Origin of the sequence: Bacillus sp. AFS088145 (genome assembly GCF_002564465.1) — a bacterium.
Lineage (GTDB): Bacteria > Bacillota > Bacilli > Bacillales > Bacillaceae_G > Gottfriedia.
Window position 1 is genome coordinate 137,339 of record NZ_NUUX01000025.1, and the last position, 23,511, is coordinate 160,849.

Below are 23,511 nucleotides of genomic sequence, written 5' to 3' on the forward strand. Positions count from 1 at the left end.
TTTCATTTTATTTTCATAACATCATTTTACACTATAGTAGTCAAGAAACCAAAATGACCTCTTCTTAACGAAGAGGTCATTTCAGACTGCCTGACAAACGCTCCCTTACTTTGTTGCTTCGGCCGCTTGCGGTGCTCATTACCGTCTTAGGTAACTCCACTCCTCTTCGACCTTCGCGCCTCGAAAGACAAGCGTTTTCAAACAGTCTGAAAATCAAATTTTGTACTTTGACTTAAACAGTGAAATGACCCCTTCTATCGAAGAGGTCATTTTATATGCTTGCTTATTTTTTCTCAGATAACCATTTAGCAACAGCATCCAATTGTGGTCCTTGTAGTAAACCAGCTGGCATTCCGCCTTCTTTACCGTTTTTAAGAATGTTTTTGATTTGATCTTCTGAGTATCTTGAACCTACTTTAGTTAAGTTTGGTCCTACAACCCCTTGTAATTGATCACCATGACAGCTAACACATGTTTGAGCATATATTTCATCTGGCTTAGTTGATGCAGTTTGCGCCGGTTTTTTATCGCCGTTAGCAATTTCATCAGCCTGTTTTGCTCCTTTTAATGAAATAATTAGCATGATTGCGATTCCTAGTGCTGCAATTAGAGCAAAAGGAATTAATGGATTTCGTTTCATTATGATCCCCCTTATGTAACCCCTTAAAAAAATAAAATTAATTACTATAACATTATTATTGTATACGATTAAAAACAATAAAAAAAGTATTATATTGGATAAATTTAAAAATTGTTAAACGATTTCAAAATTATATAAACCTTCCTACTATAAAGACTTAGATTCTGTATAGCATAATGACAAATTATATTTGTATAAACTCACCTCTTGATAAATGAAATAAGTAAGTTTTTTTAAGAAACCATTTAAAGCCATCGTCACCCATTAAACTTTTATTTTGATTTTAATCATTTTCACAAAAAAGCTTAAGTAAAAGATTCAACCCATTCTATTATAAAACTCTAATAAATAATTGCTATTACGATATAGGTAATATGTCTTTAAACCATTTATTTTATATTTAGTAGTATTGAACTAATTATAAAAATTATTAAAAAAGTAGGGAAAATGAGTATTTGCAAATTTAAAGACAATTCTGTAAAATAAAGTAAATAGGTATCCAATTGTTTAAAATGATGGAATTACTACTAGCGTTTCCATAATTTATAATAACCATTTTTGCTTAAATTATCCTTTGATTCATCTTTAGAATAAATTATTAGAAGATCAACGTTTTAGCATTACTTAGTATGTAGCATAGCACTACAATTATCTATTTAGTACAGACATTCGATATATTTTGACAAAATGTTTATCGTGACATATTTACTAATTAAAACGTTTGCATTTTTTATTTTTTAGATAAAAATAAAAAAGTTTACCCAATAAAGGATAAACTCTTTTTAAACATCCTATTCTAAGAAATCTTTTAGACGTTTGCTGCGGCTTGGATGACGTAATTTACGTAGAGCTTTTGCTTCAATTTGACGAATACGCTCACGTGTAACTCCAAATACTTTACCAACTTCTTCTAAAGTACGAGTGCGTCCATCATCTAAACCAAATCGTAAACGTAAAACATTTTCTTCACGATCTGTTAATGTATCAAGAACATCTTCTAACTGCTCTTTTAGCATTTCATAAGCTGCATGCTCAGCTGGAGAAGTTGCTTCAGAATCTTCAATGAAATCACCTAAGTGTGAATCATCTTCTTCACCAATTGGTGTTTCTAATGAAACTGGCTCTTGAGCAATTTTAAGGATTTCTCTAACTTTTTCTGGTGGTAAATCCATTTCTTCACCAATTTCTTCAGGAGATGGCTCGCGACCTAGATCTTGAAGCAATTGACGTTGAACACGAATTAATTTGTTAATTGTTTCGACCATATGAACTGGGATACGGATTGTTCTTGCTTGGTCTGCAATTGCACGAGTAATCGCTTGACGAATCCACCAAGTCGCATATGTACTAAATTTATAACCTTTGCGATAATCAAACTTTTCAACGGCTTTGATTAATCCCATATTACCTTCTTGAATAAGGTCTAAGAACAGCATACCGCGTCCTACATAACGTTTTGCAATACTTACTACTAAACGTAAGTTCGCTTCTGCTAGGCGTCGTTTCGCTTCCTCATCGCCTTCTTCAATACGTTTCGCTAAATTGATTTCATCTTGTCCAGAAAGTAAATCAACTCGGCCGATTTCTTTTAGGTACATACGTACGGGGTCGTTAATTTTCACTCCAGGCGGAACACTTAAATCATTTAAGTCAAATTCTTCTTCCTTCTCTAATTGAGCTCCTCTAGGTTCATCATCAGCGTCACCAACAATATCAATACCTTGTTCACCTAGTTGCTCATAAAATTCTTCAAGTTGATCTGAATCAATTTCAAATCCGTTTAAACGATCTGCAATTTCTTCATATGTAATTACACCACGTTTTTTACCATTTTCAATTAATAATGCTTTTACTTGATCAAGTGTTACTTCTGTTTCCGTATCTTTAGAACGAGCCGATTTATCAGCCATCTGTTCCCCTCCTTCGAAAAGTTCGCGAATCATTTAACATATTTCATACTAGATCTTAGCTGTGTGATTTGTTGGAGAATCGTTGCAGCTTTTACAAAATCTCCTTCACGTTCGGCTTTTTTCAGATCTATTTCTTTTTCACGTATACGTTGTTGTTTATCATAGTTGTTTAATGCATCTAAATAATCCTTTAACTCTCGCTCTGTTAGTTCAGGTGCTATCTGTAAATTGACAATTTTTGAAACTACTTCAAGTAACCTTTTTGAAGGAAGGTAATTCATAAATTTACTAATATTAGACTCATTGCCCTCTTCATAATAAGCATAAAGATGGATTATAATCTCGGAATAATCATTATTGTAGAATAGACCCTGATATTGCTGTCTTACTTTTTCAGCCACGTCACTGCTATTTAACATATGAGCTACAAGTAATTGTTCAGCTCTAACATGTGCAGGAAGAAGTGTCTTAGTAGTAATATCGCGTTTGATATCAGTTTTTACTTCTGTTACATTAGATATACGATTTGCCTGATTACTATATTGTCCAAATTCCTTCTTAAGTACTTCAATCGAGATAGAAAACTCTTTTGAGAGTTGATTTAAGTAATAATCTTGTTCGATCAGTTGACTTAGTTTAGCAATTTCTTGTAGCATTTCTTTTATATACTGAAATTTAACAGTTTCATCTAAAAGATTTTTTCCTTTTCGATGATATTGCATTTTAAAACTCATTAATGATACACTAGCTTCAATAATAGAGGTATTAAATTTTTCTGGACCAAATCTTCTTATATATTCATCAGGATCTAAGCCATCAGGCATTTGTGCAACTTTAATTGTAAATCCTTCTTTTTGAAGTACTTTAGCTGCTTTTTCAGTTGCGTTAATACCAGCCTGATCTGAATCATAGCAAATAATAATTTGATCAACAGATGTTTTCAAGACTTTCGCTTGATCCTCTGTTAATGAAGTTCCCATGGTTGCAACTGCATCATGGACACCAGCTCTAAACGCAGAAATGACATCTGCAAAACCTTCCATCAAGATTGCCCGATTTTGCTTTCGCATGACATTCTTTGCTTGGTAAAATTGATATAATAATCTTCCTTTATGGAAAATTGAAGATTCAGGACTATTTAAATATTTTGGTGACCCTTCACCCATTATTCTTCCACTGAATGCAACAATTTTTCCTTGATGATTATGAATTGGAAAAATTAATCGATTTCGAAATCGATCATAGTAATTACCATCACGTTCACTTCGAACAACTAGACCAGCTTTCTCCATGATTGGCATTGGATAGCCACGTTTTTCTAACACCTTAGTAACAGCATCCCAAGAATCTAAAGCAACACCTAGCTCAAAATGCTTTATTTCCTCTCTAGAAATTCCTCTGTTAAGTAGGTATTCTAATGCCTGTTTACCTTCTGTTGTGTTAACTAATAGATGATGATAGTACTTTTTGACAAACTCATGAGCTTCAAGCATAATGCCTTGCTCAGTAGCTTGTGGATTCTTGACTGTGTCAACTGTTTCTGAAGGTAAAGTGATATTTGTCCCTTTTGCAAGCTGATGGACAGATTCTTGAAAGTTAAGTCCTTCAAGCTGCATAATGAAAGAAATCGCATTTCCTCCAGCACCGCATCCAAAACAATGAAAAATTTGTTTTTCAGGAGACACAGAAAAAGATGGTGTGCTTTCTCCATGAAAAGGACAAAGTCCAAAATAATTTCTTCCTTGTTTTTTCAAAGGAACATACTCACTTACTACATCAACTATGTCAACTGACTGACGAACCTGCTCGACAAGTTCATCGGGAATTCTGTTTCCCATACTGACAGCTCCATATACTATTTTATTCGATAAAACTCTCTGTATTCCTTCATGATTCGACAAAAATATTTCCATATATTTGAACTTAAGTTAATTCACCATATTAAGTCATATATGAATTAATAATTATCTAAAAAGAAGTGCTAAACAGTAGTTCATAAGCATTGCATTCAACTGCTAAGTTCTGGTTTTTATTAACCCATTTATTTATCGCTTATGATTAATTTCTACACGTCTTTTGTAATTCCTTCAAAACATGTATCGATTTATGTAGTTTTATTTCCATCTTTCAATAAACTAGGAAGCACATATTCATAGTTTATTCGTAAGTATAAAAAGTTAAACCTATTATTAGTTCATTTCATACAATTTTTTATTATAATCTATTTTAATTAGGAAATCTAGCAATAAGTACTAAAGAAATTTAACTTTTACATACTTTCCTAATTTATGGAAATTCTTATTCTAAAGATGAAAACACATTAGATTACTCTAATGTGTCAGCCTAAAAAAGATCAATCATCATTTTTAATTTCAAAAAAATTATCTAATCTGCTTATTTTGGTAATAGTAATTTAATATTACATTAGCAGACTCTTCTACTGCTTTACTTGAAACATCTACAACTTTACAGCCAATTTGTTTAACCACATTATTGAAATGTTTTAGTTCTTCTTCAATTCTTGAAATATTAGCATAACTAGCTCCATCGTGAAGTCCTAATGAAATTAATCTTTCTTTTCGAATATGGTTTAACTTTTCTGGAGAAATCATTAGCCCTATGCACTTTTCTTTTGGAACTTTAAGTAGTTGTTCTGGTGGATCAACTTCTGGAACTAAAGGTACATTGGCAACTTTAAATCCTTTATGAGCAAGATATTGTGATAAAGGAGTCTTTGATGTTCTCGATACACCGATTAAGACTATATCAGCCTTTTCAATACCTCTTGGGTCTCTTCCATCATCATATTTAACCGCAAATTCAATTGCCTCTATACGTTGGAAATAATCTTCATCTAGTTTGCGAACAACACCAGGTTCATTTCTAGGTTCAAGTTTATGAATCGTTGAAATTTTATCGATTAATGGACCGATTAAGTCATATACGATTACACCAGCACTTTGCGATTCTTCTAATAATTTCTTTCTCATATCAGGTTTTACTAATGTAAATACAATAATACCATTATTTTCTTTTGCTACTTGAACTATTTCAATTAATGTTGCATTATCTTCAACGTATGGTACACGTCTAATTTCGAATTTTTGATGAAATTGACTAATTGCCGCCTTTACGACATGCTCTGCTGTTTCACCAACAGAATCTGATACAACATAAACGATTGAATTGCCCATATGTTCACCTCTTAACTTTACTAAAACATATCATTGTTCATTAAGTCTACAATCGCACGAGTAAAATTTGTTTTTGTAAATCGACCAATTACCTCAAGTCCATGCTCACTTTCACGAACAACAGGGACAGCATCAATTTGTTTTTCAATTAAACTCTTAGCTACATTATAAATTGTATCATCTTTATAGCAAATTGTAATGTTTGGCATCCTCGTCATGATAATATCTACAGGTAATGTATGCAAATCTTTATTTCCTATACTTGCACGGAGTAAGTCTTTTCTAGAAAGTACTCCTGTTAAAATCGAATTTTGATCTACAACAAATAGCGTTCCTACATCTTCAAGAAACATCGTAACAATCGCATCATACACTGATGAACTTCGATCTACTACAACAGGAATCGCCTGAAATTCCTTAACAGTCAATTTTTTTATTCTATCAATGACTTGTGCTCCGCTTGTTCTTCCTGTGTAATAATACCCTACTCGTGGTCTTGCCTCTAGAAAACCAGTCATTGTAAGAATAGCTAAATCCGGGCGAAGCGTAGCTCTAGTAAGTGCTAGCTTATCAGCTATATGTTCACCAGTAATTGGTCCATTACTTTTTACAATTTCAAGTATTTGAGTTTGTCGCTTTGTCAGTTCGATTTTCCTCACCCCTAACTATCCAATATGTTATACTCTCTAATAAATATTATATACTATTTTTACAATTTAAAAAAGAAAGAAGGAAATAGGTAGCCTATTTCCTTCCTTAGGTTTCTGAATTTTTATTAGTTTTCAGAAAATTATCCATATTTTTTAATTGCTCTAAAAACTTGCGTGACTTTAAATAGATTCCACTATATTCATCATAGTAAGAAAATAAAATTTGTTGTAAGTTTTTCTTTGTTGCTTCACTAACCTCAATTTTTCCAAGTCGATTTACATCAAAATGATAAAATAACCTCATTAACTTAACCGACTTTTCAGTAACAGAAAAAGCATATGGATCAGTCTGTTTACAACGCTGACATAAAAACCCACCTTCTTTAACAGAAAAGGCTACAAATATATTTTCATTTGCACTACATCTACAATTCACACATTGATCAAAAAATGGGTGATATCCTAATACAGGTATCATTTTCGTCATAAATAAATAAGTCAAAACTTCAGGGTCTGCACCTTCATTCATGTGCTGTAGTAATTGAAGAACCAATTCAAATAAATACGGATTATTTTTTTTCTCTTCAACCGCTTTATCAGTAAGCTCTACAACAATCGAAGCATACGCAGTTGCAACTAAATCATTTCTTAATTCACGAAATGAATCAATCAGTTCTCCTTGACTTAAAGTACCTAAACCAGATCCTTTTTGAATTAAAAACGACCCATATGTAAAGAGTTGTGTAACAGAAGCAAGTCGACTATTTGTCTTCTTTGCTCCTCTTGCCACAACTCCTATCTTACCTAATTCTCTTGTTAAGAGAGTAATAATAACATTTGATTCTCCATAAGCGTTTGCCCGTAATACAATTCCTTCTACACGCTGTAACAATTAACTCACCATCCAATTGGATGAAGGTTAAGTATGTAGGGAATCAATATCAGCTATTTCTTCTTCAATGTAACTTTTCTGATCCACATGTTCCTGTTCAAGCTGCTTAAACAATAGATATGTCTCAACATTTCCAGTTTTAGAAAAGACATCCCAGGTAAAATTCAACATTGAGAAACCACCTTTCAAGAATAGCTACAACTCATTGCTCATTACCTATAGCCAATTACTTTCCCTGCTTACTTATAATGTGACCTTCTCTCCCGATTTTCATGTGTATAAAATTTATTAAAATAACAAATAAAAAGCTTGCAAAACCACAGGAAATATGTTGGGCTTTTTTGAACAAATGGTAATATTACTAATCCCTATTGCTTAAGCACTATTCCCATGATCTTTGCCTTTTAATACTCATCCTCACGGAAACCTAAATCTCTTAATTGAGACATACGGTTACGCCAATCTTTTTGAACCTTAACCCATAACTCTAAGAATACTTTTGTATCAAGCAAGTTTTCTATATCTAAACGAGCACGCTTGCCAACCTCTTTTAACATGCTACCTTGCTTACCGATAATGATTCCTTTTTGGGAAGACCTTTCAACGACAATTGTTGCATTCACGTATATTGCATTTCCTTCTGGTCTTCTTTCAATTTGCTCAATAATAACAGCAATTGAGTGTGGAACCTCTTCTCTAGTCAAATGCAATACTTTTTCTCTTATTAATTCTGAAATGATAAATCTTTCAGGATGATCTGTTACTTGATTTGCAGGATAATATTGCGGACCTTCTGGTAAATACGTTTTAATAACTTTTAATAAGCGATCGACATTATTCCCTTGTAACGCTGAGATTGGAACAATTTCAGCAAATTGAAATAAATCTTTGTATTTATTGATTAAATCAAATAACTGATCAGGATGAATTGTATCAATTTTATTAATAACTAAAATTACTGGACTTCGACTTCCTTGTAGTTTCTCAATAATGAATTCATCTCCTCGACCAAATCCTTCATTGGCATTTATCATAAATAACGTAGCGTCAACATCTTTAATTGAATCTTGAGCTACCTTTACCATAAAATCACCAAGTTTATGTTTTGGTTTATGGATTCCTGGCGTATCTATAAAGACAATTTGTGCATCATCTTCTGTAAAAACGCCTTGAATTTTATTACGAGTAGTTTGAGGCTTATCACTCATTATAGCTATTTTTTGACCTATCACTCGATTTAGGAATGTACTTTTCCCTACATTTGGTCTACCTATAATTGAGACAAAACCTGATTTATAACTTTCTTTATTCATTCAAATCCTCCGATGTAAATGCTCCTGGCAATAATTCTTTTACTGTTGTTTCTTGGATTGCTCCATTTAAGTTCGATAAATATACTACTGTATCTGGACCAGCAAGTTCAAATAAAACTTGACGGCATGCTCCACATGGTGCAACAGGTCCCTCGGTATCAGCGACTACTGCGACTGCTGAAAACTCCGTAATGCCATTTGAATATGCTTTAAATAATGCAGTTCGTTCTGCACAATTTGTTAGACCATATGATGCATTTTCTATATTACAACCACGAATAATTTGACCATCCTTTGTAAGCAATGCTGCACCAACTTGAAATTTCGAATATGGTACATATGCGTTTAATCTAGCTTTTATCGCTTCATTTATAAGTTGTTGTTTATCCATTTATGTAGCCTCCTATTATAAGCCCGAACACGAAAGTGGGGTCTTATTAACGTAGTATAGTAAAATACGGAAAAAATAGCAAAGCACCTATAATGATTGAAACGATTGCAGCGATTAACACCGCCCCAGCTGCCACATCCTTCGCTTTTTTTGCTAATGGATGTTTATTAGGTGATGCTAAATCTACAACTGCTTCAATAGAAGAATTAACTAGTTCTAGCGAAATGACAATTGTAATAACAAGCAGAAGGATTAACCAATCTATTCGACTAATATGTAAATAAAACGCAAGGCCGATTGAAATAAGTGCTGCAAATAAGTGGATTTTTATATTTCTTTCATCCTTAATGACTTTAAAAATACCACTAAATGCAAAACCAAAAGATTTTAGTAAGGGCGCTCTTTTTTTAGAGTCTTTCAAGGCCATATTTTTCTAATATTTCCTTTTGTTTTGTAAACATCACTTTCTCATCGGCTTCATTCATATGATCATAACCAAGTAAATGTAAACATCCGTGAACTGCTAAAAAACCTAATTCCCGGCGGAACGAATGACCATACTCCTCAGCCTGTCTCTTAGTAGTAGGAATTGAAATGACAATATCACCTAAAGTACGTGGTAAGTCCACTCCAATGATTTCAATTTCGCCTTCTCCTAATTCTTCCATTGGAAATGAAATAACATCGGTAGCACGGTCTTTCTCTCGGTACTCTTTATTAATTTCATGAATTCTTTCATCATCTACAAATGAAACTGCAATTTCAACTTCACCCGTTACACCCTCATATTCAAGTGCGCACTCTAGTAAACCCTTTATATCAGATTGCTGTTCTTTAGTCACTTCATTTGTTTCATCTAAAAAATCAATTTCTAATTGAACCATTATTTCACCTTATCTTTCATCTGGATACTGTATTCTTGAATGGAAAGTTCCTTTTAAAGTCTCACACAATGATTTCTCAACAATATGTAATTCTTTTAAATTTAATTCACACATTGCAAACTGACCATCATTCAAACGATCATGCATAATTGAAGAAACTAATACCTCGATTTTTTCCATATCAGGGTCCTTTAACGAACGAACTGCTGCTTCAACACTATCAGCAATTCCTACAATTGCCGATTCCTTAGAATGAGCTTTTGGACCTGGATATCTAAAATCACTTTCTTTAACATCAGGATTCGTCTCTTTTTCCTTATAATAAAAATACTTTAATAAAGTTGTACCATGATGCTCCGCTGCAATATCAATAATATCTTTTGGCAAATTATATTTTTTTAGTATTTTCACACCATCACTTACATGCCTTAAAATGATATCTTTACTTTGAATCGGTTTAATACGATCATGAGGATTATGACCACCCATTTGATTTTCAATAAAGAATCCTGGATTATTCGTTTTCCCGATATCATGATAATATGCTCCCACTCTAGCTAACAAACCATTTGCACCGATCGCTTCACAAGCACCTTCAGCTAAATTTGCAACCATTATACTGTGATGGTATGTACCTGGAGCCTCTAATAATATTTTTCTTAATAAAGGATGATTTGGACTGCCTAACTCAACAAGTTTAAATGAGGACACCATTCCAAACGAATCTTCTACAAAAGGTAAAATCCCCATTGTAATGACACTTGATAACACTCCGGAAGTAAGTCCCATTAATAAATAAATTCCAATTTCTACTGATGAATATTGACCATTCCGAATTAAGATTAAAGAAAACAGAGTAGCAATATTAACAAGCGAAATTAAAAACCCTGCATGCAGAATCATTGAACGCTTATTTTTAACCTCATTCAAAAATAAAACGGCGATAGAGCTAAATAAAATATAAATTCCAGTCGAGTAATTAATTGCACCATTTACATCTTCGTTAAACATTAAACTACCGCAAATAGAGAAAATGATCGACGAAACCATTAAATATCGATTACCTAATAAAAACTTGATCAATAAAGTCCCAATCGCAACCGGAGCTACATATACAAGGCCAGAAAACTCAACTTTTTGAAACAAGCTTACAATTTTCAAAATTAAGATTGTAAAAATTACAATGCTATAGTATGTAACGATGTATATATTCCCTTTTTCTTTTAAACTTGCCGTTTGCTTCAATACGAAGTACGCCAATACTCCAATTAATAAAATTAATCCAATATAAGGTTGGATTGACTGTTTGTTTTTAATTAAGCCAACTAATTTTAATTGATCATATTTTTCCTTTGTAATTGTTTCTCCCGCTTTTACTAAGACTTGTCCTTGTAAAATATAGACACTATCTACACTTTCACTTTCTAGACGCTTTCTCTCTTTTGTCTCCTCTGCATCAAAAAAGTAGTTTGGCACAATCGCAAACTCACCAATTGAGATCATCGCATCCTTTAGTGAAGGATTAACGCTTACATATGATAATTCGTTTCTTAGCTTCCCACGAGATTCTTCGATTTGGTTTGTCGTAATTTCCTCAGACATTACATTGTTAATAGCTGTATTCAACGAAGCTTTCGTAATATTTAACTGTTCTTCTGACGATCTAACTAAGGTGCTAAATACACTATCTTCTAAGTTTTTACGAATATCGTCAGGTAGCTTTTTCTTAACATCACTTGTTTCTTTCTCAATTAATGCTTGTCCTGTAGGATTATCACTCTTTGCATTTTCATTTTTCACTTCTGTTACAATATCAAAAATTGAATTTACTATGTCAATCCGTTTTTGTGTATAACTTTCCTCATATTTATATACATCCTCAACTCTTGCTGCAGCCTCAATTCGCTTTTTAGCCGTTGCTCCTTTGTCCTCAATCGTGATAGGTGAATAAATATTATCATCAGCAATTGATAATAGCTGAATGTCGTATTTTACCGGTCTAACATGACTAACTAAAAGAAGAAAACTTAATAAGCTGAATGCAATAGTACATAGTAATATGACAAGAGTTTGATTCTTAAAACGCTGAATTAAAGCTTGCAAACTATTCATTGTTTCCCCTTTCTAGAAATGCACCTCATCATAAAAATACGAAATGACCCTATCAATGTAGGGTCACTACGAATCATTCTTTTGCTAAATCATAAGCTTGAATAATCTTTTGTACTAGTGGGTGACGAACTACGTCAGTTTGTTCCAAGATTGTCATACCAATACCCTCAACACCTTTAAGTGTATTTTGAGCTGATATTAAACCAGACTTTACTCCTTTAGGTAAATCAATTTGTGAAGGGTCACCTGTTATAACCATTTTAGAGCCAAATCCTAAACGGGTCAAAAACATCTTCATTTGAGCCATTGTCGTATTTTGAGCTTCATCCAAAATGACAAAGGCATCTTCTAAAGTACGTCCCCTCATATAAGCTAAAGGTGCAATTTCAATTGTTCCTCTTTCAATTAGACGCACAGTATGCTCTTGTCCTAAAACATCGTGTAGAGCATCGTACAATGGTCTTAAATATGGGTCAACCTTTTCCTTTAAATCTCCTGGTAAAAATCCTAAACTTTCTCCAGCTTCCACAGCAGGTCTTGTTAAAATAATTTTACTTACTTTATTATTTTTTAATGCTTGAACGGCCATGACAACTGCAAGATATGTTTTACCTGTACCAGCAGGTCCAATTCCAAATACTAAATCATTTGATTGAATTGCACGAAGATAATGTCTTTGTCCAAAAGTCTTAACTCTAATTGGTTTACCTTTTGAATTCTTAATAATTTCTTCGTCATACAACCTAGCAAATGATGACAGCCTTCCTTCTTTAGCCATCTGAATTGAGTACGTAACATCCCTCGATGTAATACTCACTCCATTTCGAATAACCTCTAAAAGAGCTTGAATGATTTGCTCAACAGTTTTCACATCTTCATTCGTACCTGAAACTTGTACAGATTGACCACGTGACACAATCTTAACATCAAGCAAATTTTCAATTATTTCTAGATGCTTATCGTTTGTACCAAATAAGGCAATTGCTTCGTTTGGATCCTCTAGTTGTTGATTAATCGTTAGTAGTTGTTCTGGCATTACTCAGTCCCCTTGAACAATAGTTTTCGTTTTTGTGATATCTTCTAAAACTTTATAATACATTCTTAAATTAACTTTACCATTGTCTATTGACTCGTGCAAAACTTTTTCTTGTAAAATCTTGGCATCTGGACTTAACTTTTTCATTAATTCCTTCTTACCAATTTGTTTTCCAAGTTGAGCAGCCTGCACTTTAGAGTATGTTCTTACATATTTTTCACTTTCCAGAATAGTTTTTTTACTAAAAAAGATCGGCAATTTCCATTTTAAAAATTTAAATTGATACGTACTACTTTCATCTTCAAAAGACTTATATTTATTCTTATCAAAACCCCAAAATTTTATTTTATTTTCCTTAGTTCCAATATAATAACTAGTTTTTCTTTCTCCAGTAAGCACCGTAAACGGAGTATCTAAAGGAACACTAATAATTTCCTCTCTCCAAACTTCCCCCATGATTTTGCCAACCGCTGGGACTAAAATAGGATGTTCTTCCGTTCCGATTATTCCTGATACTAATATTTGACCTTTTTTCACAAAGTCATTCTTTACTACAAGCGGTTTCCCCTTTTCAACAAACATACTTGAAATAACTGCTTCTTCACTTGCAATAATATGTCTTGGACTTAACGCCTTCTCAGGCTTAGGTATATGCTTTTCAACTACCTCAAAATGAAAGGTAGTCCCATTTAATTGTACACCAATCCAGGTTAATGTTGGATTATCATCTTGGAGCTTTTTCTGGATTGTTTGCATTCTAGGTAAAGTAAATTGAGATGCTCCAGTCTTAACACCCATCGCAGTCAAATCTTTCCGAAGTTTATATTCCACTTCAGGTGAAGCACCCTTTATATCTATTCGCCAAACCATATTTGAAAGTAAAAATAATACAACTAAAAAGCCAACTACCCCTACAACAAATCCAAAATACTTCCATGCTCGTCTAACTTCAAAAGGCAGACCCTTCCTGCCAATAAAGTAAACCTTATACTCTTTTTTCCGAGGAATATTCTTGATCCGTTTATAATCTTTCAACTCAATTGTAAACGTGATTGAATTTGTTCCACTTTTCTTCACATCACGAAGTGAAATCCCCTTTCGCATACAATCATTTAAAAAACGTTCTGGTCCAAGCCCAATCACCTTTACTTGAACCATCCCCGTAAGATTTGAAGTCCATTGGTTTTTCATCCTAATCCCCCATGTTCATTAGACTGATCATGGTGTATGTTCTAGATGCTATTCATTAATAAAATACACATGCTCGATTTCGCCTTCCAACAAAATCTCCTCAGGCAACATCGTCTTCAAAACAAAATCTTTCCCCTTAATCAACAACTGCCCCTGCTTCATTAACAAACGCAATTCATTGTCTGAATATACAAGTAGCCCTCTATGGTTTTCAATATAAATATGTAGTTGACCTAACATCGTAATACGTGGCAATTCCAATAGTACATCTGGTGGTAAGTCCATCTTACTTGACATCCATGTTTTTAAATTATGCGCTAATCTTTTCAAGATAGACTCCTCCCCCTTTCATATCATATTTATGATGATTTTTAAGAAGGTATGATATAAAAAGAAAAAGGTAAAGGAAATTTAAGATGAATATTGGATTTTATAAAGCTAGGGTTTATTGATTTTAGATTATGGTGAGGAAGTTAGATTTATGGGTTACTGGGCGTCTTAATGTGATGCGGAAAACATCAAAGGATTTAGGAGTCGAATGTCTTTCCGAAGAGCCCTTTTATAGTGTTATGACATAGAAAAAAACCGAGAACAAATAACTTTTCTCGGTTTAAATTTATATACGTTTTTACATCCTTCTTTGGAAAGCAACATCTTGATAAACATCTTGTTTTCCTTGTGAAGTAGCAACCCACCAAAGTACCCCTTGTGTGAGAAAGAAAAGACTCCACATTACTACAAGACCAATTGAAGTTATATCACTATTCCCATCACCATATATCCCTTTGCACTATCAAACCTACCAACTTAATTGGTAACGGCCTTTTGCCATAGTTGTATCCATTTGTGGTGAATCATTTGTTTCTGTTATGAATGGTTTTTTATTTGATCTAGCATAGTCATGAACCCCTTGTTTGATCTCATCTTGTAATCGTTCTTCGTCACCTATTGCCATCTCTTTCGTAATATAGATTAATGTAAATGCAAATGGTACGACAATTATTAACCACCCTAAAGCAAATGCTATTCCACCAAGATTATTGTGTAAGTCCCCAAACGGTGTCATTATTCATCTCTCCTTTATCCAATAGGCGATAAATAAATGCTTTGTTCATCTAAATTCATCATACCGGATAACATTATTTTTATATGTGATATAAATCACACACTTAGTTAAATATTGACTAAAATATTAATAATTTTTTCATTGACTATTTTGATCGGAGTTTTCTTTATGCCGGAATTATGTAGATTTTAAAAGGGTTAGACTGAATATGGTGCAGATGTAGGATTGAGGATAAGAATATTATCGGTTTTAGGAGAATTAGGGTAATTTTTTAGTGAACTGAAATGTTTTCGTGAAAATTCAGCAGATTTATGTGATTTATTTGACTGAAGCATCATTTTGAAGGAGTTAATTGCAGTTTTGAATTTTTTATTTGCAGTTTTTGGAAATTTATTTGTAGTTTTGAAAAATTTATTTGCACTTTCGAAGATTTTAATTGCAGTAGGTGAAATTTATTTGTACATTCGGAGATTTTAATTGCACTTTCGTTAAATTTAATTGCACTTTTGATTTTAATTGCAGTCAGTGGAATTTAATTGCACTCTTGAAGATTTTAATTGCAGTAACTCAAAAAAAATAAACGTCTATAAATAGACGTTTATTTTAACAGACTTGCTACAGCCTTATTCACAGAAGAGCCATCAGCTTGTCCTTTTACTTTAGGCATAACTGCACTCATTACTTTCCCCATGTCAGCTTTTGATGTAGCACCGACTTCTGAAATTGTAACACGTACAATTTCAAGAAGTTCCTCTTCAGATAATTGTTGAGGCAAGTATTCTTTTAGAATCAGTAACTCTTGCTTTAATTTATCCACAAGGTCTTGACGACCAGCTTTTTCGAATTCCAGGAGGGAGTCTTTACGTTGTTTCACTTCACGAGTTAAAATTGTTAACTCTTGATCAGCTGACAATGTCACATTATTCCCTAAGCTAATTACTTCATTTTGTAATGACGCTTTCACCATTCGAATAACTGCTAACTTGTCTTTGTTTTTTTCCTTCATCGCTTGTTTCATATCTGAATTCAAACGTTCGAGAAGACTCATAGTAACACCCTCTCTTAGAATTTACGTTTTCTCGCTGCCTCTGATTTTTTCTTACGTTTTACACTTGGCTTTTCATAAAATTCGCGTTTTCTTGCTTCTTGTAGCGTACCAGTTTTAGAAACTGAACGTTTAAAACGACGAAGAGCATCTTCTAAAGATTCGTTTTTACGAACGACTGTTTTAGACATCTTACTTTTCCCTCCCTCCAAGCTACCACTTACAATCAATAAAACACTGCAAAAAAGAACACTTTTCCACATGTCTTTTACGATTATAATACATAAACTATTGATAGGTCAACAGGTAAATGTCAAGTTTGAAACTTAACACCCTTTGCCATTAATAGGAATCAATAGCCTTCTGTTGCTACGTTTCCTTGGACAATCGTGATTCCATTACTTGTACCTATTCGAGTTGCTCCGGCTTTAACCATTTCATTTACACTTGCTATATCACGTACTCCTCCAGATGCTTTCACTCCAATATCTGGTCCAACAGTTTTTCTCATTAATGCTACATCCTCAACTGTTGCACCACCAGTTGAAAATCCTGTAGATGTTTTAACGAAATCTGCTCCAGCTTTTACAGAAAGCTTAGAAGCCATTTCTTTTTCCTCATTCGTTAAAAGACTTGTTTCAATAATTACTTTTACTAATGCTTTACCTTTTGCTGCATTAACAACCGCTGCTATATCTTGTTCAACAGTATCATAGTCCTTATCCTTTAATGCTCCGATATTGATTACCATATCGACTTCCCCGGCTCCATTTTCAATAGCATTCTTCGTTTCAAACGCTTTCGTTTCTTTTGTATTCGCACCTAAAGGAAATCCAATTACAGTACAAACTAATACTTCAGAGCCCTTTAACAAACTTGCACAATGACTCACCCAAGTTGGATTCACACAAACCGAAGCAAAATTATGTTCTTTTGCTTCTTGACATAATTTTTCAATTTGAGATTTAGTTGTTTCAGGTTTTAAAACTGTATGATCAATCAATTTATTGATATTAGTTGTCATTTTGTAGTGCTCCTAACTTATGTTTTTTTCAAAATCACTCTCTTAAAGACACTGAAATATCAGCATACATTATTATTTGTTTTTTAATTTTAATTATGTGAATCGATTTAATAACTATTAAAAAAAATTCAAAGCATCAAATTTAAATAGATGCATTTGAATTTTTTTCGATTGTTTTATGATTGTCTTTTACTTTAAGCATCATGAAGAATGAAACTGTAATAAAGAAAAAACCATACAAGAACATGAATTTGAATCCAATTAGATCCATAATTGCACCTAAAAATGGTGGTGATATAATATTGGCAATAGATGAGAATAAATAATATAAACCTGTGAAAGTTCCAATAAATCCAATCGGTGCCATCTCAGCTAAAAAAGGATATGAATTAATGTTTACTAATGCCCAAAAACATCCCATAACCAAAAAGACTATTCGAATGTATAATAAATCCTTTAAGAAAAATAAAACAATAAACCCAATCATGATTCCAAATATACCAATTAATATGCTGCGTTTCTTACCAATTTTTGTTCCAATAAACCCAGCAGGAATGGCAAAGATTAAAAATGCTAATGATATGAAAGCAAATGAAAACGCTGCTGCACTAACTTTTACCCCTAAATAAACTTCCCCATAACGTGTAAAAAAGGTTTCAATTCCATTAAATCCCGTGAACCAACTCAGAATTGCTAATAATAGAAATAATGCACTTTTATTCTGAATAGCTGAACGAAAACCTTCTCTTAATTGTACCTTTTCTTCAGACTGCTCATAATTTAAGACATCTCTTTTTTCTCTAATAAAGAAAAAAAGAATTAAAAAACTAAATAACATTAAAAATCCTGCTAAGTAAAAAGGAAATCCTTTATTTAGATCCCACAAAATTGAACCAATAAAGAATGCAATTAAAGCACCAATTCCACCCATAAAATTAATGACACTATTCGCCTTGCTTCTCTGTTCAACTCTTGTTAAATCAGGCATAAGAGCTATAACTGGAGAACGGAAAATACTCATACTTAAATTCATAAAAACAATAAAAAAGATCAACATAAAAAGTGTTTTATGCACTGGAATTAAAAAGGTAAATAATGCTGCAAGTGGCATACCGACCATTAAAAATGGCATTCTTCTACCAAATCGTGTATCTAAACGATCACTATACATTCCAACGGCAGGTTGTAAAAATAATGCAAAATAATTATCAAACGTCATAATAAATCCAATTAAAGCAGATGACTTTAGATAATCGCTTAAAAGTTTTGGCATAAAAGCATTATAGACTGACCAAGTAAGACTGATTGCAAAAAATCCAAACCCTAAAAGCAGAATCTTTTTGTAATTTAGTTTAGTCATTCGAATTTCTCTCTTCTTATCTGTCTAAAAACATTTTCTAAATGAGTTCGATCCAATAACACAACCATCCCCCCTTATCCTCAGTATAGTAAGCACCCCAATCAAATATTTACCCTTTTTTCAATTTTTATAAAATATTAATTTTATTAGTAAACGTTCATTTAATGGACTGTTTTCATAAAAAAAGAGCTTTAAAACCGACAAAAAAACCTAGCGTAAACACTAGGCATTTTCTTTAATCATTTTAATAATATAAAACGTACAACCGACAATAATGCCTCAGGGAACCAGCTATTAAAAAAGATAATAAGTAAATCATTATTCCTCCAAAATACCTGTTTTACTTGCAGTTTACATTCTTTCTTCTAAGGCTTTCGCAGTATTACTTGTTACTACTTCCTTCTCATCCTTCAATGTACCAAAAATCCCATCAAAAATAGGTGTTGATACGCCATACCAAAAATTTTCATTTTTAAAATGATGCAGGATATGTAACTTTTTAATCTGTCGTCCTACTTTCGTTAATGGTTTAATTGGCCTGTGAGCTACATAATGCTTCCATTCGTACACTAATAACATAAAAACTAAACCTGAACCAAATGCGATTGTTTGAACTAGATCTTTCGATATCAAAAAATAAATTATACAAAGTGATCCTAAATTCGGAATGCTATACCATATCGGTAAAAATAACAATTTCAAATCATCTGGAAACGTATGATGATCATAATGAATTCTTTTCATAAATTTAAGTAATAATTTATTTTTTGGTGCCTTTATGTGAAAAAAGAAACGATGAGTTACGTACTCACTAAACATAAAAAAGATTAATCCTATAATGAAAATTAAGACAGTAAGCCACGATAAATGAAATCCTATACTATAAATAATTCCAACTAAAAATAGTACCCCCATCACAATAATATCGAAATGAAGAAAAAAGTCTCGATATAGTCCCTTCATAAAATCCCCCCTCATCTATACCTAAATTATCTTAATATCAAATTTATATTTCAATATTATTTATGAAATTCCTTTAATGTTCTACTCGAGCTGATTATTAATTTTGAATAAAGCACTTGTCGGTGAGGATAATAAAAACGATAACCAAAAATATAAAAAGGGAGATCTATATGGAAAAAAGGAGATATTATGTATCCGTTCAAGCAAAAACAATTGTTCCAAATCAAGGGGACGCACCTTATGAGTTAGAAATCGATGCTACGATTGATGAAAAACATAGACTCGAAAGAATTTTTCATGAGATAGACAATTACGATGAGGCAACTGGTGTTCAAGCAGCATTTTTACCTTCATTTACAAGTGGTAGTCAAGAAAAAAGTCTAGAATTATATAATGGATATGACTATTTTCTAAAACAAGCCTATGCGATGATTTATGAATTAGGTACTGAAGAAACACGTGCTCATATACGCCAAATGAAAATTTTAAAATAAAAAGAAAGCTNNAGCTTTCTTTTTATTTTAAACATCAATTACTTTTGTTTTTGCAATTAAATCATGTAGTGTTCTACGTTCAGAAGAAAAAATGAAAAACGGATCAACAAATGCAACAAAACCTACAACTAATGAAAAATATGGTATTTTTATGTATCCTAAAAGGAAAAAAATTTCTCTTATAATCATCGTCCTAAAATTTACTTCTTGATCATCGTTCTTAACGATTGCAATTTTTAACCAACGCTTACCTACTGTTTGCCCTTTCCAAACAAATGTTGGGATCAAAATATAAAATATAATGACACTAATTATGGATAGTAGAGAAGACCCAATATCAAATTTGTCTACTCTAGTAGGATTAATAAATGTTGAAAACTTTGTCACTCCAGTAATAATCGATATAGCAAAAATAAAAAGAAAACTAATAAATCCATCAACCAATATTGCTAATAACCTACTTGATCTACTTGCTAATTTAGAATTCGATTCCAATAAAATCTCCACCTTTAGTTTCTAAGATGTCCTTAACGACAGTTTAAATTATACAGAATTTTTAATTGGAAAAATATAAAAAGCCTAATAGAAAGTACCTATCAGGCTAATAAATATCGATTAAGCTTTTTTATGTAGATTCAATTATACACCTGGAGCATCAACTAGTGTCCAAGTAACAATTGCTTCATGATTACCTATTGTTGCTGAACCACCAGGAATTTGTAATGTAACATTATTATTTACTGCACCATCATTAACATCAGGATTTGGGCCTAACCATCTTGTTAACCAAGTACCAAGTCCCGTACCAGGTTCAGCAGTAACAACTGAAGATTCAGTTAATCCATCTGTATTTAGTGATATTGTTTGAGCAGGCGTTGGGCCAGTTCCACTACCTGGTGTTACAACTGATCCATTTTTAAAGGTAAGAACCGCTCCGGGAAGTGATTCAGTTGCACCGTTTGTAAACTTACTAGCTTTTGCTGTCACTTTCCACCCTGCACCAGTACCTCGGCGATCAGAAACTTGGATAAAAGGCTTTTTAGATGTAGAAGAATAAACCTGATCACTAGTTGAAACTTCGTTCGAACCAAATTGAACTGAAGAAACAAAGTCCAAAGTTAACGGACCTGTCTCACCTGTAGGAGGATCTGTTGGATCAGTAGGACCAATTGGCTCTAATGGAGTTGCTGGGTCGGTTGGATCTACTGGTGTTACTGGACCAGAACCTTCTGTAAAATTAATAGCTGCTTTTGATTTTGCTTGAGACGTAACAGCTGCAAATGATGTATTTGCGGCTCCTACAAGTGTTGAAAAACTTACTACGCCAATTGCTACAATTTTTGAAACCTTCATTTAATCAAAACCCCTTACAAAAAAATTCTTCATATAAAGATGCTTTCAAAAAAGAACTCAACATCTATTTAGAAGTTACAGCCAATTATAGTAAAGTAAAATACAATTGTCTGTGAATAAATTGTGAAAATGTTCACTAAAATTTTACTTTTAATTTTACAAATCCCCTAAATATAAGAGATTTAATAGAGTCAAAAATGAATATTACGTGAAATGATTCACGCAATTATTTAAATTCCAATTCAAAATCTCCAATTTCCCGATTAAGATTCAAAGCAAAAAAAGAAGCCTACTTAAAAATAAGTAAACTTCCAAATTAAAATTTTATTGAAAAATTACTAAAATTTTGGAATTAGAAAAAATAAATCTTTATCTCCTAACCCAAAAGCTTGATACTCTCAAGCTTTCCCTACTTACTTTTAAGTGTTATTTCCCACTCTATACCTGTATCAATTCCGTATTCATCAGTAAACGAGCCTTGATTTACAGCAACTGCCATTTGATCTAGACTGTTTGCATATAAGATTGGTTCTCCAATTGCTACATCAGCAAATGATTTTCCATATTTCACGGCTTGTTTGTATACTTTTCTTCCTTGGTGTGTAATTAGTACTTCGACAAAGTCTCCATGAGAAACGCCTTGTTTGAGAAAATCTGATCGACCAATATTCGTCCAAATACTACCATAGCGAACATCAAGTATATCAATTGTTCCTGTTATCGAATTGTTTTCACTATGACATTCTTTAATTGGTAATTTTATGTATGAATTTGAATCTACTTCTGGACCAATATTTTCGTAGTCAATTATTCCAGAAGCTAATCTTGCACCTGTAAAAGCAAATATATCTCTCCCATGGAAAGTATAAGATTCACTTGAATTTGGTAGTCTATTAATTTCTTCGTCAATGACTCTTAATTGGTTGATTCCATATATTTTGCCAACATGTGTTAATGTTCCGTTATCAGGTGTGATAATGAAGTGGTTCGTATTTGTTCGAGCCACTATACTTCTACGATCTGAGCCTACACCTGGGTCTACAACTGAAACAAATACTGTTCCAACTGGCCAGTAATTCATTGCTTGTACAAGTCGGTAAGAAGCTTCCCAAATATTGTATTGAGGTATATCATGGGTCAAGTCGTAAATCTTTATATCTTGATTTACACTACAAGAAACACCATACATAGCGCTAACTGCTCCATCTAGTAATCCAAAATCTGATTGAAACACTAATGCATTTCCCATCTAAACACCCCTAATTGTTCGAATATTTAAAATTAAATATAAATTCAATCTATTGTTTAGTCAATGATATTATTCGTATTTTATTGAATGAATTTAATTATAGCTTTGCTTTTCTTTAATTATTACGTTGGAATTGTATGGTTTTGGTAAATTCTAATTCTTCTAACCTTAATGTCTGTTTCGACGTTTCCCTTAAACTTCAAAATAAAAAAGATATAGTTGTTAGATACTATATCTTAGTGTGTAGACAAAGTACAAAAAACTTGATTTTCAGAACATTAGCATATAAAAATATATAGTTTTGAAATGCTGGCACTTAAACATTTATAATTACATTTAGTGTCCCCTAGGTTTGTTTAATAATGTATTCTAAATTAAATAACTTGGATACAATTTGGTGAACTTTTTAATTTAACTGGCTAGGTGGTAATTAAAATTTGACTTAATACTTCTATAATTAATAGAAATCTTCCTATTAAAAGTTAGAGTGGACGAAATGTATGAATGTATTGAAGATAAGATCAGATTAGTGGATTAATAACTATTAGTTCTAAAGGAGTTATTTTGTTATTAATATCTTTCTAGATGCCTAATAGGTTCTGCATTGTATATCCCCTTATTTTTAATTTCCAAACAATAACAACTAAAGCACTAAAAAAAGAATTGGTTACTTATAGGAAAATAGCACTCACTATTTCATCTGATGGATTTTCCCTATACTTTAGTAACACTTCAATTAACTTT

The 23,511-nt window shown here is 32.6% G+C and carries 25 protein-coding genes; 1 reads left to right on the forward strand and 24 read right to left on the reverse strand.

Features of this window, described 5'->3' with window-relative positions:
* Positions 1-283: 283 nt before the first annotated feature.
* The 21 genes from cccA to COI44_RS16450 all read right to left on the reverse strand — a co-directional run bounded on the left by cccA (position 284) and on the right by COI44_RS16450 (position 19,671).
* A complete protein-coding gene (cccA, locus tag COI44_RS16350; RefSeq protein WP_098428873.1) occupies positions 284-640 on the reverse strand; it encodes a cytochrome c550 in 357 nt (118 codons plus the stop codon).
* Between the two features lie 791 nt (positions 641-1,431).
* Positions 1,432-2,550 carry an RNA polymerase sigma factor RpoD gene (rpoD, locus tag COI44_RS16355; protein ID WP_056474947.1) on the reverse strand — a complete coding sequence of 373 codons (1,119 nt, stop codon included), beginning with the start codon at positions 2,548-2,550 and terminating at the stop codon, positions 1,432-1,434.
* 29 nt (positions 2,551-2,579) lie between these two features.
* Complete coding sequence (gene dnaG / locus COI44_RS16360; protein ID WP_098428874.1) at positions 2,580-4,388, reverse strand: DNA primase; 1,809 nt, start codon at positions 4,386-4,388, stop codon at positions 2,580-2,582.
* A gap of 543 nt (positions 4,389-4,931) precedes the next feature.
* Complete coding sequence (locus tag COI44_RS16365; RefSeq protein ID WP_098428875.1) at positions 4,932-5,744, reverse strand: pyruvate, water dikinase regulatory protein; 813 nt, start codon at positions 5,742-5,744, stop codon at positions 4,932-4,934.
* A gap of 20 nt (positions 5,745-5,764) precedes the next feature.
* Positions 5,765-6,403 carry a transcriptional regulator CcpN gene (gene ccpN, locus COI44_RS16370; protein ID WP_098428876.1) on the reverse strand — a complete coding sequence of 213 codons (639 nt, stop codon included), beginning with the start codon at positions 6,401-6,403 and terminating at the stop codon, positions 5,765-5,767.
* Positions 6,404-6,500: 97 nt separating this feature from the next.
* The gene (gene recO, locus COI44_RS16375) at positions 6,501-7,286 is read right to left on the reverse strand and encodes a DNA repair protein RecO (protein ID WP_098428877.1); all 786 of its coding nucleotides are present in this window, start codon (positions 7,284-7,286) and stop codon (positions 6,501-6,503) included.
* A gap of 27 nt (positions 7,287-7,313) precedes the next feature.
* Positions 7,314-7,457, reverse strand: a complete 144-nt coding sequence (locus COI44_RS16380; protein ID WP_098428878.1) for a YqzL family protein — start codon at positions 7,455-7,457, stop codon at positions 7,314-7,316.
* 233 nt (positions 7,458-7,690) lie between these two features.
* Positions 7,691-8,599 carry a GTPase Era gene (gene era, locus COI44_RS16385; protein ID WP_098428879.1) on the reverse strand — a complete coding sequence of 303 codons (909 nt, stop codon included), beginning with the start codon at positions 8,597-8,599 and terminating at the stop codon, positions 7,691-7,693.
* Positions 8,592-8,990 (reverse strand): cytidine deaminase, encoded by a 399-nt coding sequence (locus tag COI44_RS16390; protein ID WP_098428880.1) that lies wholly within the window; start codon positions 8,988-8,990, stop codon positions 8,592-8,594. The genes era and COI44_RS16390 overlap by 8 nt, the downstream gene beginning before the upstream one ends.
* Positions 8,991-9,036: 46 nt before the next feature.
* Positions 9,037-9,417: a diacylglycerol kinase family protein gene (locus COI44_RS16395; RefSeq protein ID WP_098428881.1), complete on the reverse strand. Its 381-nt coding sequence runs from the start codon at positions 9,415-9,417 to the stop codon at positions 9,037-9,039.
* Complete coding sequence (gene ybeY, locus COI44_RS16400) at positions 9,398-9,874, reverse strand: rRNA maturation RNase YbeY (protein ID WP_098428882.1); 477 nt, start codon at positions 9,872-9,874, stop codon at positions 9,398-9,400. The genes COI44_RS16395 and ybeY overlap by 20 nt, the downstream gene beginning before the upstream one ends.
* A gap of 9 nt (positions 9,875-9,883) precedes the next feature.
* The gene (locus COI44_RS16405) at positions 9,884-11,986 is read right to left on the reverse strand and encodes an HD family phosphohydrolase (RefSeq protein WP_098428883.1); all 2,103 of its coding nucleotides are present in this window, start codon (positions 11,984-11,986) and stop codon (positions 9,884-9,886) included.
* A gap of 73 nt (positions 11,987-12,059) precedes the next feature.
* Entirely contained in the window at positions 12,060-13,022 is a 963-nt protein-coding gene (locus tag COI44_RS16410; protein WP_097974242.1) for a PhoH family protein, read from the reverse strand.
* Between the two features lie 3 nt (positions 13,023-13,025).
* A complete protein-coding gene (gene yqfD / locus COI44_RS16415) occupies positions 13,026-14,213 on the reverse strand; it encodes a sporulation protein YqfD (RefSeq protein ID WP_098428884.1) in 1,188 nt (395 codons plus the stop codon).
* A 48-nt stretch (positions 14,214-14,261) separates the two neighbouring features.
* Complete coding sequence (yqfC, locus tag COI44_RS16420) at positions 14,262-14,510, reverse strand: sporulation protein YqfC (protein WP_088011443.1); 249 nt, start codon at positions 14,508-14,510, stop codon at positions 14,262-14,264.
* A gap of 502 nt (positions 14,511-15,012) precedes the next feature.
* Positions 15,013-15,279, reverse strand: a complete 267-nt coding sequence (locus COI44_RS16425) for a hypothetical protein (protein ID WP_098428885.1) — start codon at positions 15,277-15,279, stop codon at positions 15,013-15,015.
* A 598-nt stretch (positions 15,280-15,877) separates the two neighbouring features.
* A complete protein-coding gene (locus COI44_RS16430; RefSeq protein WP_069034181.1) occupies positions 15,878-16,327 on the reverse strand; it encodes a GatB/YqeY domain-containing protein in 450 nt (149 codons plus the stop codon).
* 14 nt (positions 16,328-16,341) lie between these two features.
* Positions 16,342-16,515, reverse strand: coding sequence for a 30S ribosomal protein S21 (gene rpsU / locus COI44_RS16435; RefSeq protein WP_003152957.1), 174 nt, complete (start codon positions 16,513-16,515; stop codon positions 16,342-16,344).
* Positions 16,516-16,676: 161 nt separating this feature from the next.
* Positions 16,677-17,348: a deoxyribose-phosphate aldolase gene (gene deoC, locus COI44_RS16440; protein ID WP_098428886.1), complete on the reverse strand. Its 672-nt coding sequence runs from the start codon at positions 17,346-17,348 to the stop codon at positions 16,677-16,679.
* Positions 17,349-17,490: 142 nt separating this feature from the next.
* Entirely contained in the window at positions 17,491-18,708 is a 1,218-nt protein-coding gene (locus tag COI44_RS16445; RefSeq protein WP_098428887.1) for an MFS transporter, read from the reverse strand.
* A gap of 351 nt (positions 18,709-19,059) precedes the next feature.
* On the reverse strand, positions 19,060-19,671 hold the full coding sequence (locus COI44_RS16450; RefSeq protein ID WP_098428888.1) for a sterol desaturase family protein: 612 nt from the start codon (positions 19,669-19,671) through the stop codon (positions 19,060-19,062).
* 170 nt (positions 19,672-19,841) lie between these two features.
* On the opposite strand from COI44_RS16450, the gene COI44_RS16455 reads away from it, so the two are divergent.
* On the forward strand, positions 19,842-20,165 hold the full coding sequence (locus COI44_RS16455; protein ID WP_098428889.1) for a hypothetical protein: 324 nt from the start codon (positions 19,842-19,844) through the stop codon (positions 20,163-20,165).
* 27 nt (positions 20,166-20,192) lie between these two features.
* On the opposite strand, the gene COI44_RS16460 is transcribed toward COI44_RS16455, so the two are convergent.
* From COI44_RS16460 to COI44_RS16470, 3 genes are all read right to left on the reverse strand, one after another.
* Positions 20,193-20,660, reverse strand: coding sequence for an RDD family protein (locus tag COI44_RS16460; protein WP_179887150.1), 468 nt, complete (start codon positions 20,658-20,660; stop codon positions 20,193-20,195).
* Between the two features lie 144 nt (positions 20,661-20,804).
* Positions 20,805-21,518: a WxL domain-containing protein gene (locus tag COI44_RS16465; protein ID WP_098428891.1), complete on the reverse strand. Its 714-nt coding sequence runs from the start codon at positions 21,516-21,518 to the stop codon at positions 20,805-20,807.
* A 409-nt stretch (positions 21,519-21,927) separates the two neighbouring features.
* A complete protein-coding gene (locus tag COI44_RS16470) occupies positions 21,928-22,767 on the reverse strand; it encodes an SAM hydrolase/SAM-dependent halogenase family protein (protein WP_098428892.1) in 840 nt (279 codons plus the stop codon).
* Positions 22,768-23,511: the final 744 nt, after the last annotated feature.

Bases quoted from the DNA above. Each gene is read 5' to 3' on its own strand.
- yqfC (WP_088011443.1), bottom strand. From the start codon at position 14,510: ATGTCAAGTAAGATGGACTTACCACCAGATGTACTATTGGAATTGCCA.
- rpsU (WP_003152957.1), bottom strand. From the start codon at position 16,515: ATGTCTAAAACAGTCGTTCGTAAAAACGAATCTTTAGAAGATGCTCTT.
- dnaG (WP_098428874.1), bottom strand. From the start codon at position 4,388: ATGGGAAACAGAATTCCCGATGAACTTGTCGAGCAGGTTCGTCAGTCA.
- deoC (WP_098428886.1), bottom strand. From the start codon at position 17,348: ATGACAACTAATATCAATAAATTGATTGATCATACAGTTTTAAAACCT.
- COI44_RS16365 (WP_098428875.1), bottom strand. From the start codon at position 5,744: ATGGGCAATTCAATCGTTTATGTTGTATCAGATTCTGTTGGTGAAACA.
- rpoD (WP_056474947.1), bottom strand. From the start codon at position 2,550: ATGGCTGATAAATCGGCTCGTTCTAAAGATACGGAAACAGAAGTAACA.
- era (WP_098428879.1), bottom strand. From the start codon at position 8,599: ATGAATAAAGAAAGTTATAAATCAGGTTTTGTCTCAATTATAGGTAGA.
- COI44_RS16455 (WP_098428889.1), top strand. From the start codon at position 19,842: ATGGAAAAAAGGAGATATTATGTATCCGTTCAAGCAAAAACAATTGTT.
- COI44_RS16450 (WP_098428888.1), bottom strand. From the start codon at position 19,671: ATGAAGGGACTATATCGAGACTTTTTTCTTCATTTCGATATTATTGTG.
- COI44_RS16410 (WP_097974242.1), bottom strand. From the start codon at position 13,022: ATGCCAGAACAACTACTAACGATTAATCAACAACTAGAGGATCCAAAC.
- COI44_RS16430 (WP_069034181.1), bottom strand. From the start codon at position 16,327: ATGAGTCTTCTCGAACGTTTGAATTCAGATATGAAACAAGCGATGAAG.
- cccA (WP_098428873.1), bottom strand. From the start codon at position 640: ATGAAACGAAATCCATTAATTCCTTTTGCTCTAATTGCAGCACTAGGA.
- COI44_RS16445 (WP_098428887.1), bottom strand. From the start codon at position 18,708: ATGACTAAACTAAATTACAAAAAGATTCTGCTTTTAGGGTTTGGATTT.
- COI44_RS16380 (WP_098428878.1), bottom strand. From the start codon at position 7,457: ATGTTGAATTTTACCTGGGATGTCTTTTCTAAAACTGGAAATGTTGAG.
- ybeY (WP_098428882.1), bottom strand. From the start codon at position 9,874: ATGGTTCAATTAGAAATTGATTTTTTAGATGAAACAAATGAAGTGACT.
- COI44_RS16425 (WP_098428885.1), bottom strand. From the start codon at position 15,279: ATGACACCGTTTGGGGACTTACACAATAATCTTGGTGGAATAGCATTT.
- COI44_RS16470 (WP_098428892.1), bottom strand. From the start codon at position 22,767: ATGGGAAATGCATTAGTGTTTCAATCAGATTTTGGATTACTAGATGGA.
- yqfD (WP_098428884.1), bottom strand. From the start codon at position 14,213: ATGAAAAACCAATGGACTTCAAATCTTACGGGGATGGTTCAAGTAAAG.
- COI44_RS16390 (WP_098428880.1), bottom strand. From the start codon at position 8,990: ATGGATAAACAACAACTTATAAATGAAGCGATAAAAGCTAGATTAAAC.
- COI44_RS16465 (WP_098428891.1), bottom strand. From the start codon at position 21,518: ATGAAGGTTTCAAAAATTGTAGCAATTGGCGTAGTAAGTTTTTCAACA.
- COI44_RS16405 (WP_098428883.1), bottom strand. From the start codon at position 11,986: ATGAATAGTTTGCAAGCTTTAATTCAGCGTTTTAAGAATCAAACTCTT.
- COI44_RS16395 (WP_098428881.1), bottom strand. From the start codon at position 9,417: ATGGCCTTGAAAGACTCTAAAAAAAGAGCGCCCTTACTAAAATCTTTT.